This window comes from Clostridium aestuarii, from assembly GCF_026735135.1.
GTDB classification, from domain to species: Bacteria; Bacillota; Clostridia; order Clostridiales; family Clostridiaceae; genus Clostridium_H; species Clostridium_H aestuarii.
In genome coordinates this window covers 477,475-491,608 of record NZ_JAPQER010000002.1, presented here as the reverse complement: position 1 = coordinate 491,608, position 14,134 = coordinate 477,475, and the positions used below count along the sequence as shown (strand labels likewise).

Below are 14,134 nucleotides of genomic sequence, written 5' to 3'. Positions count from 1 at the left end.
AAAAAACAAGAAGAGTTTAGATATTTAAATATCTAAACTCTTCTTGTTTTTAATTATACAAATTATTTATAAAAGTTCTTTGAAAGTAGGTATAGTTTATAGGTAGCAACAGGTGATAGAAAAGAATATTATAGACTAAACTTATAAAATGGAGGATTATGTATGAAAACAAATAATAGATTATTGAAGGTTAGTGAGTATCATTTTAAAACTATTAATGATATAAAAAATAAACTTAAAGCTAAAAATATTAAAATTACTGATTTGAGTATAGGTGATCCTGATTTGAGTGTTGATAAAAGTATAATTGATGAATTGGTTTATTCTTTGAATTATAGTGATTTTAATAAATATCCTCCTTATGATGGTATTAAGGAACTTAAATTAAAAATAATAGAATACTACAGGCAAATTTATTTTGTTAATTTAGAATTAGATGAAGTAATAATATTAATAGGTTCGAAGGAAGGTATAAGCAATTTAATACCTGCAGTATGTGATATAGGAGATTATATAATAATACCTAACCCTAGATATCCTGTTTATGAAATGTGTGCAAATTTATGGGGAAATAATCCTTATAAAATTAATTTAAGAGAAAAAGATGATTATTTATTAAATCTCAAGGATATTCCAAATGAGATTGCTAAAAAAAGCAAGTTGATGATTATAAATTATCCTAACAATCCTACAGGAGCTGTTGCAAATAGCCAGTACTATAAAGAATTGATAAAATATTGTAATAAAAAAGAGATTATTTTATGCAATGATGGTGCTTATAATGAAATAATAAAAGAAAATAAAAATCCGATAAGTATTTTACAATATGATAATGAAAAAACTAGTGTTGAGTTTGGAAGTTTTTCGAAAACATATAATATGACAGGTTTTAGAATTGGTTATGCAGTAGGAAACAAGAAGGTTCTAAATTCACTTTTGAAAATTAAAAGCAATATAGATTCAGGTCAATTTAAACCTATTCAATGTGCGGCTATAAAAGCACTTGAGCTTAACAGAAAATATGTTAACAATATTAGAAAGGTTTATAATCAAAGAAGAAAAGCTGTTGAAAAGATTTTATCTGACAAAAAAATAAATTTTTATAAGACCAATGGAACATTCTATATATGGTGTAAAGTTCCTGAAAATTATACAACTGATGAATTTTGTGAGGAGTTATTATATAATTATGGTATTATAGTAACGCCAGGATATGCTTTTGGTAAATTAGATAATAATTATTTTAGAATTTCATTGACAGTTGACGAAAAAACAATATGTGAGAGTTTAAACAAATTAAAGGTATATAATTAATATATTTCATTGTAGTAAAAAATATGATATTATAATTAATAGGCTTCTAAACAAATTAAACTTGAAAATTCAAGTATTAGTTATGTATAATTAAAATAAATTGATAATGTACTTACAGAAAGGTGATAGGAATGGTAAATAGCATGACAGGCTTTGGTAGAGCGATTTCAGATGAAGGTGCTAGTCGCAGTTTTACTGTAGAAATTAAAACTGTAAATCATAGGTATTTAGATTTAAATATAAGAATGCCTAGAAATTTTATGCCTTTGGAGAATAAAATACGAGAAGCTATTAAAGCTAAAATTAGTAGAGGAAAAGTTGATGTTTTTATTAATCAAAATGTGTATGAAAAAGAGGATGTAGAAATAAGTTTTAATGAGGGATTAAGCGATAATTATATTAAATGTCTTGAAAAAATTAGAGATAGATATAAAGTGATGGATGATATTTCTGTATCACTTATTGCTAAATTTCCTGAAGTAATTACTTTAGAAAAAAAAGAGGAAGATTTAGATGAAGTATGGAATTGCTTATCAAATTCTTTAAATAATTCAATAGAATCACTTGTGAATATGAGAGAAAAGGAAGGAAAAAAGTTAAAAGAAGATATTATTTTAAAGTGTGGTATCATTAAGGAATTAGTAAATTGTATTGAAGGAAGAGCTTCTCTTGTAGTTGAGGATTATAAAAAAAGGCTTGAAAATAGAATACAAGATTTACTTGAAATTCCTGAAATAGATGAAAATAGAATTGCACAAGAAGTAGCTATATTTGCTGATAAAGTTGGCATTGATGAGGAAATAGTAAGATTAGGTAGTCATATTATACAATTAAAAGAAACATTGAATAAGAATGAGCCAATTGGAAGAAAATTGGATTTTATTATTCAGGAAATGAATAGAGAAGCAAATACTATTTCATCAAAAGCAAATGATTTGGAAATAGTTAATTCTGTTATAAATATAAAAAATTATATAGAAAAAATTAGAGAACAAGTACAAAACATTGAGTAAAATAGGAGGACAATATGGGTATTAAGTTAATAAATATAGGATTTGGAAATATTGTTTCTGCAAATAGACTTGTAGCTATTGTAAGCCCAGAATCTGCACCAATAAAAAGAATAATACAAGAAGCTAGAGACAGAGGAATGCTTATTGATGCTACATATGGTAGAAGAACAAGGGCGGTTATAATTACAGATAGTGATCATGTAATTTTATCTGCTGTTCAACCTGAAACTGTAGCACATAGATTATCATCAAAGGATGAAGTCGGTATTGATGGGGTTGAAGAGTAATGAGATTTAGTTCTGAAAAAAATAAAGGACTTTTGATTGTAATATCAGGGCCATCAGGTGCAGGTAAAGGAACAATATGCAAAGAGTTATTAAAGAACAGAGATTACTGGTTGTCAGTTTCTGCTACTACTAGATCGCCTAGAAAAGGTGAAATAGATGAGAAAAGCTATTATTTTTTAACAAAAGAGGAGTTCGAAACAAAATTATCAGAGAATGATTTTTTAGAGTATGCTGAGGTATATGGAAATTATTATGGTACTCCAAAATCAAAAGTTATAGAAAAACTTGAAACTGGGAAAGATGTTATATTAGAAATAGATATTCAGGGAGCTTTAAAGGTTAAAGAAAACTACCCAGAAGGAATTTTTATTTTTATACTTCCACCTTCTATGGAAGAATTGAAAAATAGAATAATAAAAAGAGGTAGCGAAACTTCAGAATCATTAATGACAAGATTTAAATCTGCTTATAAGGAAATAAATTATGTATCTAAATATAATTACGCAGTTGTTAATGATGAAGTAGAATTAGCAGTAACGAAGATTGAAAGTATTATAATTACTGAAAAATGTAGCGTAGAAAGATTTGAACAAAATATTTTATCTAAGGAGGGACTTATTCATGAACAACTCAATGATTAATCCATCAATTGTTGACTTATTAAATAAGGTAGAAAATAGATATTCTTTAGTTATAGTAACTTCTAGAAGAGCAAGACAATTAATTGAGGGAGTAAATCCATTAATTGAAGCTGATGAGGAAGCTAAACCACTTACTATTGCAATAAATGAACTTAATGATGGCAAGGTTTCTTATACAGCAGCAATGGAGGAATAGGTGAAATGCAAAAAAATAAAACTGTCGTTATTGGAGTAACTGGAGGTATAGCAGCTTATAAGGCTTTGGATGTAATTAGTAGATTAAAAAAAGAAGATATTGATGTGCATGTTATAATGACAGAACATGCAGCAAAATTTGTTAATCCATTATCTTTTCAATCACTAAGTCAAAATATGGTTATTGTAGATATGTTTGCAGAGCCAAAAGCATGGGAAATACAGCATATATCGTTAGCTAAAAAGGCGGATATAATGCTTATTGTTCCAGCTACAGTTAATATAATTGGTAAAGTTGCAAATGGTATTGGAGACGATATGCTTTCAACTACAATAATGGCTACTAAGGCTCCAGTAGTATTTGCACCAGCGGCTAATACTAATATGTTTTTAAACCCTATTGTTCAGGATAATATAAGGAAGTTGAAACAATATGGATATAAATTTATAGAACCTGATAGTGGAAGGCTTGCTTGTGGAGATACTGGTGCTGGAAAACTTGCAGATACTAAATTAATTACCGATACTGTAATTAGTATGCTTTATGATATTAAAGATTTAAAAGGCAAAAAAGTTCTAGTAACAGCGGGACCAACCATTGCACCAATGGATCCAGTAAGATTTATTACTAATAGATCAAGTGGAAGAATGGGATATGCTATAGCTGAGGAAGCAAGAGACAGGGGAGCTGATGTTGTTTTAGTATCAGGGCCTTGTAGCTTAAATAAACCTTTAGGAATAAAGATGATTAATATAAAAACGAATAAAGAAATGTTAGATGCAGTTAAATTGAATTTTGAAACATCAGATATAGTTGTTAAAGCAGCAGCGGTAGCAGATTATAAGCCCAAAAAATATTCTGAAAGAAAAATAAAAAAAAGTGAAGATCAGTTTTCATTAGAATTAGAAAAAGATACAGATATATTGAGGACGTTAGGATCTATTAAAAAAAATCAGATATTAGTTGGATTTGCTGCGGAAAGCAATGATTTAATTGAAAATGCAAAAGGAAAATTAGAGAAGAAAAACTTAGATTATATCGTTGCAAATGATATAAAATCTCAAGATACTGGTTTTGCGTCTGATTATAATAAAGTTAATATTTTGTGTAGAAATGGAAAAAATATACCATTAGAGAAAATGAGTAAAAGGATGGTAGCAAGAGAATTATTTAATTTAATTATGAAAAAGCGCTGATGCGCTTTTTTCTTGTAATAATATAAGTTAACTTTTATTTAAATAAAGGGTGAAGTGTGTGTATCAATATGCAGGAGTTATAGTAAATAATGAATCAGTACAAGTAGATAAAACATTTACATATAAAATACCTAGAGAACTAATACAACAATTAAAAATAGGTCATAGAGTAAAGGTACCATTTGGAAAAGGAAATAGAAATATTGATGGTTTTGTTGTAGCATTATATACTAGTTGTGAAAATGTCAGAAATATAAAATCTATAATTAATATATGTGATGAATTTACAGTTATACGAGAAGAGGATATTAAGCTTATCAAAAATATGAGAGAAAGATATTTATGTACATATTTAGAATGTATTAAGGTAATGATTCCAACAGGTATAACTAAAGGTATAAAGAAGAAACTTAAACAGACTATAACTATAGGAAATCAGCTTGAAGGAAAATTTTTAAAAGATCCATATACTAAAATATATACAATTGTACAAAAAAACAACGGCATTTATTCAAAAACAGAATTAAACAAAAAGTTTACACTGTCCATTTCATCTATAAATACAATGTTAAAATATGGATTCTTGAATAAAAATGATTCTATAGTTAATAGATATAATATAAAAGAATATTCAGATTATAAAGCTCAAAAGCTTAATATAGAACAAAAAATAGCAGTTGATTCTATATTAAAGTCGCAGAAAAAATTATTTTTAATTCATGGTGTTACAGGTAGTGGAAAAACAGAGATATATATGAATATAGTTAGTGATATGATGAAAAATAATAATGAGAGTATTATATTAGTTCCTGAAATTTCTTTAACTCCTCAAATGGTAGAAAGATTTAAAGGTAGGTTTGGTAAAAACATTGCAGTTTTTCACAGTAGACTTTCTGATGGAGAAAGGTATGATGAATGGTTAAGAGTTAAAAATAAAGAAGTAAAAGTAGCTATAGGAGCACGTTCAGCAATATTTTTACCATTTGAAAATTTAGGAGCAATTATAATAGATGAAGAGCATGAAGGAAGCTATAAATCAGATAGTAATCCTAAATATAATGCAAGAGAAATAGCAGAATTAAAGTGTGAAATTGAAGGATGTAAAATGGTATTAGGTTCTGCAACTCCATCTGTTGAAACTTATTATAGATGTAAAAAAGGTGAAATAAAACTTATAACTTTAAAAAATAGAGCTGATAATGCATTGATGCCAAAAGTTCATATTGTTGATATGCGAGAAGAACTAATGAAAGGTAATAAATCAATTTTTAGTGAACAATTGTATACAGGGATAAAAAATGCATTGCAAAATAAAGAACAGATAATATTATTTTTAAATAGAAGAGGTTTTTCAACTTTTGTTTCATGCAGAAAATGTGGTTATGTGTTTAAGTGCAGTAATTGTGATATTTCTTTGACTTACCATAGTAGGGGCGATTATTTGAGTTGTCATTATTGTGGGATGAAGTATCCAGTGAGTAGAATATGTCCTGAATGTGGTAGTAGATATGTTAAATATTTTGGTGTCGGAACTGAAAAAATTGAAGAAGAGATAAAAAGAATATTTTCAGATGCAGTAGTGTTGAGAATGGATTTTGATACTACTAGACGTAAAAATTCGTATGAGGAAATTTATAATACTTTTAAAGAAAATAAAGCAAATGTTTTAATAGGCACTCAGATGGTTACAAAGGGACTTGATTTTAAAAATGTAACTTTAGTAGGAGTTATAGCTGCTGATTTGTCATTAAATTTACCGGATTTCCGTTCAGCAGAAAAAACTTTTCAGCTTATTACGCAGGTAAGTGGAAGAGCTGGAAGAGGAAAGAAAAAGGGAAATGTTATTGTTCAAACATATAATCCAGATGAATATAGTATTAGATATTCAGCTGCAAATGGTTTTGATGATTTTTATGAAGAAGAGATAGAAATGAGACATAGGATGAATTATCCTCCGTTTTCTAAGGTATTAGCTGTAAATATGAGCAGCAAGAATGAAAGTTTGTTAATAAAAAATATACAAAATATTGGTATAATATTAAAAAATAAATTGAAAAATAATGATAAAATAGAAATGTTAGGACCTTGTCCGTGTGTTTTATCTAAAATAAAAGAAAATTATAGATGGCAGATATTAGTCAAAGGTGATTTTGATAATAAATTAGCTCTAGAGATTAAAAATACTATATACGAGAATATAAAAAATATTCATAATGATGTAAGAGCTAGCATTGATATTAATCCTAATAGTTTTTTATAAGATTCTATTTAGGGCTTTATTATAATTAATATATTGGAGGGGTAAAAATGGCACTAAGAAGCATTAGAGTTGAAGGAGACGAAGTTTTAAGAAAAAAGAGTAGGAAAGTTATTGAAATAAATGATAGAATTTTGACAATAATTGAAGATATGAAAGAAACAATGTATAAAGCACAAGGCGTAGGGCTTGCTGGACCACAAGTAGGAATACTTAAGAGAATAGTTGTAATAGATGTTGGAGATGGTCCAATAGCTTTGATAAATCCAGAGATTATAAAAACAGAGGGTAATCAAATTGATATAGAAGGTTGTTTGAGTGTTCCTGGAAAACAAGGAAAAGTAGAAAGACCTTTTAAGGTTACTGTAAAAGCTTTAAATGAAAAAGGAAAAGAAGTTGAAATGTCAGGTGAAGGACTTCTTGCAAGGGCGTTTTGCCATGAAATTGATCATTTGGATGGTGTGTTATTTGTAGATAAGATTGTTAAGGAAAGTGAGGGAATTTAATATGAATATTGTATTTATGGGTACACCAGAATTTTCTGTACCATCACTTCAAGCGATTATAGACGAATTTGGAGTAAAAGCAGTTTTTACTCAACCAGATAAACCTAAAGGTAGAGGGAAAAAAGTTTCAATGTCTCCTGTAAAGGAATTAGCATTAAAGTACGATATTCCTGTTTATCAGCCTATTAGACTAAAAAAAGAACAAGAAATTATAGAAGAACTTAAAAATATGAACCCTGATTTTATAATTGTAGTAGCTTATGGTCAAATACTTCCAAAGACGGTTATTGAAATACCTAAATATGCATGTATTAATCTCCATGCTTCACTTCTTCCTAAGTATAGAGGTGCTGCACCAATAAACTGGGCTATTGTAGAGGGAGAAAAGAAAAGTGGAAATACTACAATGCTTATGGATGAAGGACTTGATACAGGAGATATGTTATTAAAGCAGGAAGTAGAAATTACTGAAAATATGACAGCAGGAGATTTGCATGATATTTTAATGAGAGATGGATCAGAGATTTTAATTCAAACTATAAAAAGAATGGTTGAAGGAAATATTACTCCTGTAAAACAAGACTCATCTCAAACATGCTATGCATCAATGCTTGATAAGAAGATGGGAGAAATAGAGTGGAAGTTGAGTGCGGAAAAACTTAACAATCTTATAAGAGGTTTAAGTCCTTGGCCTGTTGCGTACACTCATTATAACGATAAAATCATGAAAATATACAAGGCTAAGGTTTTAAAAGAACAGAGTGATGTAAAAAACGGAACAATAATTGATGTGTCAGATGAAGGAATAAAGGTTTCATGTGGTGAGGGAACATTATTAATTGAAGAAATTCAATTCCCGGGTAAAAAGGTTTTAAAAGTGGAACAATATATTAAAGGAAATACAATTGATAAAGGCACTGTTTTAAGATAGTTTAGATAAATATCCAGTTTTAAGGAGGGGTATGAATGTTTTTTTATGATAGTACATTTATCATATTATTACCAGCTCTAATTATATCTGCGTTGGCACAAATAAAAGTAAAAGCTACTTTTGAAAAATATTATAGAATTAAAAGTATAAATGGGTATACTGGAGCACAAGTTGCAAGAACACTTTTAGATGCTGAAGGACTTTACGATGTCGAGGTTAAACAAATTGCAGGGAAACTTACAGATCACTATGATCCTAGAAATCGAATGGTAAGCTTATCAAGAGATGTATATGGAAGTACTTCCATAGCATCAATAGGTGTAGCAGCCCATGAGACTGGGCACGCAATTCAACATCAAAAACACTATGCTCCATTACAAATAAGAAATTCAATAGTTCCTGTTGTTAATTTTAGTTCGAATGCATCATGGATAATTTTCTTAGTGGGTTTTCTTTTCCGTTCATCATATTTAATAAATTTGGGTATTTTATTATTTACAGCTGTTGTTATATTTCAGTTAGTTACTTTACCAGTAGAATTTAATGCGTCTAATAGAGCATTAAGAGTGTTACAACAAAGGACTATACTGTATGATAATGAAATTAAAGGTGCAAAATCTGTATTAACTGCGGCAGCTATGACTTATATAGCAGCGGCATTAATGAGTATATTACAATTGATTAGACTCTTTGTTTTAAGCAGAGATAGATAAAAAGGATTGGAGTAAACATATGGAAAATAGTAGAAAAATATGTGTAGAAATAATAGAACAAGTATTAAATAAAGACTCATATTCTAATATAGTTTTAAGAAAGGAATTAAATAAATCTAATTTAAATGAAAAAGATAAGGCTTTAACTACTGAAATAGTATATGGAACGCTTAAATATAAATATATGATAGATAAAATTTTAAATAACTTTCTTAGAAATGGATTAGAAAAAATAGATTCATATATTTTAAATGTGTTGAGGATTTCAGTGTATCAAATTAAGTTTCTGGATAAGGTACCTAATTTTGCAGTTGTAAATGAAGCTGTTGAGTTAGCTAAAAGCAAATCAATAGGGGTATCAAAGTTGGTAAATGGAGTTTTAAGAAATTATCTTAGAAACTTAAATAAGATTTATTACAAAAGTAATGATTTAGTTGAAGGTTTAAGCTTCAACTATTCATTTGATAAGTGGATAGTAAAGATGTTTATTGATCAGTATGGTATAAAAACTACTGAAAATATATTAAAAGGTTTAAATGAGAGACCTGCTGTTACAGTTAGAGTTAACAATTTAAAAATAGATTATGATGAAGCTTATGACAGATTAATTACAGAGGGATATGATATAGAAGATGGATATGCATGCCCAGAAGCAATTGTAATAAAAAGAGGAAAAAGCATAGAAACAAATCCTTTATTTAAAGAAGGACTAATTACTGTTCAGGATGAAAGTGCAATGCTTGTAGCACCTTCCATGGAAATAAAAGAAAATTCAGAGATAATAGATTTATGTAGTGCACCAGGTGGAAAAACTACTCATATTTCTGAAGTTATGAATAATACAGGTGTTGTAAAAGCTTATGATATTCATTTGAACAAGCTATCTTTAGTTAAAGAAAATGCATTAAGATTAGGCGTGAAAAATATAGTTTGTAGCCAAATGGATGCTTCAATATATAATGAGGATTTGAAAAATACAGCAGAAGCAGTATTGATTGATGTACCTTGTTCTGGACTCGGAATCATAAGAAAAAAGCCAGAAATAAAATATACAAAAAATTTAAAACAACTTAATGAAATTATAGATATTCAAAGAAAAATAATGAATAATGCTGCTGCATATGTAAAAGTTGGAGGAAATTTATTATATTCCACTTGTACATTAAATAACAAAGAAAACGTAAAAAATATAAAATGGTTTCTTAATGAAAATCCACAGTATGTTGTAGAACCTTTATATTATGGTAAATTAGATAATTTTATATATGACGATATAGGCTGTGTCACTATTTTACCTAATAAATATATGGATGGATTCTTTATTGCAAAACTTAAAAGACAATGGTAGGTGTTAAAATGAAAAATATTTTAGATTTTAACTTAGATGAACTAAAAAAGTGGATGGATGAGAATAGCGAAAGTAAATTTAGAGGAAAGCAAGTTTTTGATTGGATATATAAAAAAGGTATATTTGCTTTTGATGATATGAAAAATATACCAAAATCTACAAAGGAAAAACTTAAAGATTCATTTTATATAGGAATTCCCAAAGCAGTAGAAGTATATAAATCGAGTATTGATGATACAAGAAAAATTCTTTTTGAATACAATGATGGAAATTTGATAGAAGCTGTAGTTATGAAATACAAATATGGGAATTCAATATGTGTATCAACTCAAGTTGGGTGTAGAATGGGATGTAAGTTTTGTGCATCAACAGTTGGTGGTGTAGTAAGAAATTTAAGTAGTGGGGAGATAATAGCTCAAGTATTGAAAGCTCAAAACGAGATAAATGACAGAATTTCCAATATAGTACTTATGGGAAGTGGAGAACCTTTAGACAATTTTGAAAATGTAATAAAATTTATTTATTTAGTTAATGCACCAGATACATTAAATATAGGGCAACGACATATTACATTATCAACCTGTGGAATAGTTCCTAAGATTGAGGAACTTGCGGAGGAAGAGTTACAAATAACACTAGCAATTTCTCTTCATGCACCTAATGATAAAATAAGAAAAACTATGATGCCTATTGCAAACAAGTATTCATTACAAGAAATCTTAGATGCATGTAAATATTATTTTAATAAAACTAGTAGAAGAATATCTTTTGAGTATGCACTTGTAAAAGATATTAATGATAAGATAGAAAATGCAGAAGAATTAAGTTCTAAATTAACCGGAATTAAATGTCATGTAAATTTAATTCCTATTAATGAAATAAAAGAAAATAATTTTAAAAAATCTAGGATAGAAACTATAAACAACTTTAAAGGTGTTTTGACAAAATATAATATAGAAACTACAATAAGAAGAGAAATGGGTTCAGATATTAATGCAGCTTGTGGTCAACTAAGAAGACAATATATTAATAAATAACGTAATAAATGAATCAAGGGCTATGTGTGATGGAGGGAACATTTTTATGAGTTTTAAAAGAAAATATTCAGACAGTTATAATGTTGGTTATTTATCAGATGTAGGAAATATTAGACAGGTAAATGAAGACTATTTAGGGTGTTATGAAGGAAATAACTTTAACATATATGTTATTGCAGATGGTATGGGAGGACATAATGCTGGAGATGTAGCTAGTAAAATTGCAGTTGAAAATTGTATAGAGTATATTAAAGAATTAGATCGAATATATGATTTAGAAATAATATTGAGAAGTGCAATAGTCCATGCAAACAGTATTATATATGGAAAATCTCAAGTTGATGAGAAACTCAAAGGAATGGGAACTACTATTACAGCATGCTTAGTAAAAGGTGAAGATGTTGTGATTGCAAATGTAGGTGATAGTAGTTGTTATATAGTAAATGAACATGGTTTAAAAAAAATAACTAAAGATCATTCTTTAGTACAAGAATTGGTGGATGATGGAAGTATTACTGAACAGGAAGCTGTAAAGCACCCAAATAAGAACATAATAACAAGAGCATTAGGAACTAAAAAAAATGTAGAAATTGATGTTTTTAAACTAAATACCAAAAGAATATTTAAGTGTATTTTATGTACAGATGGTCTTACAAATGAGGTTAGCAGAAAAGAAATGTATGATATTATAATGAATAATAATAATGAGGAAGCTTGTAGACTATTAGTAGAATTATGTAAAGGTAAAGGTGGAAAAGATAACATTTCAGTTATTGTATTTGGAGGAGAGTGCGAAGATGACAGGAACTATACTGGGGAATAGATATGAATTATTAGATAAAATTGGAGAAGGAGGGATGGCCGAAGTTTATAAAGCTAAATGTCATTTATTGAATAGATATGTTGCAGTTAAGATTTTAAAAAGCCAATATTTAGACAATATTGAATTTGTTAATAAGTTTAAACAAGAAGCGGCATCTGCTGCACCATTATCACATAATAATATAGTTAGTATTTATGACATAGGTTCTGAAGAGAACATAAATTATATAGTGATGGAATACATAGATGGAAAAACATTAAAACAAGTTATAAATCAACAAAAAATTTTAAATTATAAAGATGCTATTATTATTGCTATACAAATAGCAAGAGCTTTAGAATGTGCCCACAATAACAATATTATTCATAGAGATATTAAACCTCATAATATTATGGTTACAAAAGAAGGAATAATAAAAGTTACTGATTTTGGTATTGCTAAAGCCACAACTTCTTTTACAATTACTAATTCTGAGAGAATTATTGGTTCAGCACATTATTTTTCACCAGAGCAAGCAAAAGGCAGTTATGTAAATTGTAAAACTGATATTTATTCTTTGGGTATAATATTATATGAAATGGTTACAGGGAAACTTCCTTATGATGCAGAAACCCCTGTATCTATTGCATTAAAGCATATACAAGAGGCTGCTGTACCACCAATTCAAATTAATCCAAGCATTCCCCAAAACTTAAATAAAGTAATATTAAAAGCTATAGAGAAAGAACAATATAAAAGATATGATAGCGCTCAAGATATCCTTTTAGATCTTCAAAAGATAAAAAAAGATCCTGAATGTGAAATATTAAGTTATAACGAAGAAAAAGAATACACAAAAATAATGAAGCCTATAGTAAATTTAAAAAACGATAAGAATGAAAATATAGAAGAATTTGAAGATGACGATGAAGAATATCATACTAACGGTAAGGTAAAAAAAATACTTATAGGTGTGTTAGCTGCTGTGTTTATAGCTGTAATTGGTTTTACAGCAGCATATGTTATTTCAAAAAGAAAATTAGAACCACCTAAAGTAGAATCAAAAATTTTTAAAGTACCTAATATAATAGGGAAGAGTAAAGAAGAAGCTCAAAAAATAGTAGAAGCCAAAGGACTTAAGTTTGTAGTTACAATGGAAAGCAGTGATAAGCCCAAGGATGAAGTTATTCAATGTTATCCTTATGAAGGTACAGAAATAGATACAAGTGAAAAAGATGAAATTAGAGCTATAGTAAGTTCAGGACCAAAAGTTTCAACTATTCCTAATTTAGTTGAAATTGAGTTCCAAGCTGCTAAAGAATACTTAAAAATATATGATTTAAAGTTAGGAAGTGTTTCGTATAAGTATAATGATAATGTAGAGAAAGGGTATGTTTGTAATCAATCACCAAAACCAGATGCGGAAATAGGAAACAATACTTTTATCGATTTAGTAATAAGCAAAGGGTCTGAAATAAAATATACTGAAGTACCTAATTTAGTTAATAAAAATTTTGATGAAGTTCAAGAGATTTTAACAAATCTTAAATTAAAACTTGGTAAAGTAACAAAAATTGATACTATAGATGAATCAATGGATGGTATTGTATCTATTCAGAGTATAAATAAAGGTAAAGAAGTTAAAGAAAATACATTAATTGATATTAGTTATTATGTATATAATAATGATGTAGCTGTTATTGTTCCTAATTTTACAAATAAAACAATTAGTGAGGCTAAAAAAATTGCTAAAGAATATAATTTGGTTCTTGAAGTAGAAGGTGAAGATGATTTCGTTATAATTTCACAGGATAAAGCACCAGGCAGAGAAGTAACAGAAAAATCAATTATAAAACTTAAAAGTGAACCAAATCCGTAAAGTTTATTTAGGAG

The 14,134-nt window shown here is 28.2% G+C and carries 14 protein-coding genes; all 14 read left to right on the top strand.

Translation table 11 applies throughout. The features are described from left to right. Positions 1–162: 162 nt before the first annotated feature. Positions 163–1,314: an aminotransferase class I/II-fold pyridoxal phosphate-dependent enzyme gene (locus OW763_RS06565; RefSeq protein ID WP_268040282.1), complete on the top strand. Its 1,152-nt coding sequence runs from the start codon at positions 163–165 to the stop codon at positions 1,312–1,314. Between the two features lie 131 nt (positions 1,315–1,445). Continuing rightward, the gene (locus tag OW763_RS06560) at positions 1,446–2,327 is read left to right on the top strand and encodes a YicC/YloC family endoribonuclease (RefSeq protein WP_268040281.1); all 882 of its coding nucleotides are present in this window, start codon (positions 1,446–1,448) and stop codon (positions 2,325–2,327) included. Between the two features lie 14 nt (positions 2,328–2,341). Then, a complete protein-coding gene (gene remA / locus OW763_RS06555) occupies positions 2,342–2,614 on the top strand; it encodes an extracellular matrix/biofilm regulator RemA (protein ID WP_268040280.1) in 273 nt (90 codons plus the stop codon). Further along, a complete protein-coding gene (gene gmk / locus OW763_RS06550; protein ID WP_268040279.1) occupies positions 2,614–3,255 on the top strand; it encodes a guanylate kinase in 642 nt (213 codons plus the stop codon). The genes remA and gmk overlap by 1 nt, the downstream gene beginning before the upstream one ends. Further along, positions 3,236–3,451: a DNA-directed RNA polymerase subunit omega gene (gene rpoZ, locus OW763_RS06545; protein ID WP_268040278.1), complete on the top strand. Its 216-nt coding sequence runs from the start codon at positions 3,236–3,238 to the stop codon at positions 3,449–3,451. The genes gmk and rpoZ overlap by 20 nt, the downstream gene beginning before the upstream one ends. A gap of 5 nt (positions 3,452–3,456) precedes the next feature. Then, positions 3,457–4,647 (top strand): bifunctional phosphopantothenoylcysteine decarboxylase/phosphopantothenate--cysteine ligase CoaBC, encoded by a 1,191-nt coding sequence (coaBC, locus tag OW763_RS06540; RefSeq protein WP_268040277.1) that lies wholly within the window; start codon positions 3,457–3,459, stop codon positions 4,645–4,647. Positions 4,648–4,705: 58 nt separating this feature from the next. Then, positions 4,706–6,907, top strand: coding sequence for a primosomal protein N' (priA, locus tag OW763_RS06535; RefSeq protein ID WP_268040276.1), 2,202 nt, complete (start codon positions 4,706–4,708; stop codon positions 6,905–6,907). A gap of 47 nt (positions 6,908–6,954) precedes the next feature. Next, the gene (gene def, locus OW763_RS06530) at positions 6,955–7,410 is read left to right on the top strand and encodes a peptide deformylase (protein ID WP_268040275.1); all 456 of its coding nucleotides are present in this window, start codon (positions 6,955–6,957) and stop codon (positions 7,408–7,410) included. Position 7,411: 1 nt separating this feature from the next. Further along, positions 7,412–8,341 (top strand): methionyl-tRNA formyltransferase, encoded by a 930-nt coding sequence (gene fmt / locus OW763_RS06525; RefSeq protein ID WP_268040274.1) that lies wholly within the window; start codon positions 7,412–7,414, stop codon positions 8,339–8,341. Positions 8,342–8,376: 35 nt separating this feature from the next. Beyond that, complete coding sequence (locus OW763_RS06520) at positions 8,377–9,054, top strand: zinc metallopeptidase (RefSeq protein ID WP_268040273.1); 678 nt, start codon at positions 8,377–8,379, stop codon at positions 9,052–9,054. A gap of 19 nt (positions 9,055–9,073) precedes the next feature. Next, positions 9,074–10,402, top strand: coding sequence for a 16S rRNA (cytosine(967)-C(5))-methyltransferase RsmB (rsmB, locus tag OW763_RS06515; RefSeq protein ID WP_268040272.1), 1,329 nt, complete (start codon positions 9,074–9,076; stop codon positions 10,400–10,402). A gap of 8 nt (positions 10,403–10,410) precedes the next feature. Continuing rightward, the gene (gene rlmN / locus OW763_RS06510) at positions 10,411–11,439 is read left to right on the top strand and encodes a dual-specificity RNA methyltransferase RlmN (protein WP_268040271.1); all 1,029 of its coding nucleotides are present in this window, start codon (positions 10,411–10,413) and stop codon (positions 11,437–11,439) included. A gap of 46 nt (positions 11,440–11,485) precedes the next feature. Continuing rightward, complete coding sequence (locus OW763_RS06505; RefSeq protein ID WP_268040270.1) at positions 11,486–12,262, top strand: Stp1/IreP family PP2C-type Ser/Thr phosphatase; 777 nt, start codon at positions 11,486–11,488, stop codon at positions 12,260–12,262. After that, on the top strand, positions 12,237–14,120 hold the full coding sequence (gene pknB / locus OW763_RS06500) for a Stk1 family PASTA domain-containing Ser/Thr kinase (RefSeq protein WP_268040269.1): 1,884 nt from the start codon (positions 12,237–12,239) through the stop codon (positions 14,118–14,120). The genes OW763_RS06505 and pknB overlap by 26 nt, the downstream gene beginning before the upstream one ends. Positions 14,121–14,134: the final 14 nt, after the last annotated feature.

Bases quoted from the DNA above. Each gene is read 5' to 3' on its own strand.
- OW763_RS06565 (WP_268040282.1), top strand. From the start codon at position 163: ATGAAAACAAATAATAGATTATTGAAGGTTAGTGAGTATCATTTTAAA.
- OW763_RS06560 (WP_268040281.1), top strand. From the start codon at position 1,446: ATGGTAAATAGCATGACAGGCTTTGGTAGAGCGATTTCAGATGAAGGT.
- remA (WP_268040280.1), top strand. From the start codon at position 2,342: ATGGGTATTAAGTTAATAAATATAGGATTTGGAAATATTGTTTCTGCA.
- gmk (WP_268040279.1), top strand. From the start codon at position 2,614: ATGAGATTTAGTTCTGAAAAAAATAAAGGACTTTTGATTGTAATATCA.
- rpoZ (WP_268040278.1), top strand. From the start codon at position 3,236: ATGAACAACTCAATGATTAATCCATCAATTGTTGACTTATTAAATAAG.
- coaBC (WP_268040277.1), top strand. From the start codon at position 3,457: ATGCAAAAAAATAAAACTGTCGTTATTGGAGTAACTGGAGGTATAGCA.
- def (WP_268040275.1), top strand. From the start codon at position 6,955: ATGGCACTAAGAAGCATTAGAGTTGAAGGAGACGAAGTTTTAAGAAAA.
- fmt (WP_268040274.1), top strand. From the start codon at position 7,412: ATGAATATTGTATTTATGGGTACACCAGAATTTTCTGTACCATCACTT.
- OW763_RS06520 (WP_268040273.1), top strand. From the start codon at position 8,377: ATGTTTTTTTATGATAGTACATTTATCATATTATTACCAGCTCTAATT.
- rsmB (WP_268040272.1), top strand. From the start codon at position 9,074: ATGGAAAATAGTAGAAAAATATGTGTAGAAATAATAGAACAAGTATTA.
- rlmN (WP_268040271.1), top strand. From the start codon at position 10,411: ATGAAAAATATTTTAGATTTTAACTTAGATGAACTAAAAAAGTGGATG.
- OW763_RS06505 (WP_268040270.1), top strand. From the start codon at position 11,486: ATGAGTTTTAAAAGAAAATATTCAGACAGTTATAATGTTGGTTATTTA.
- pknB (WP_268040269.1), top strand. From the start codon at position 12,237: ATGACAGGAACTATACTGGGGAATAGATATGAATTATTAGATAAAATT.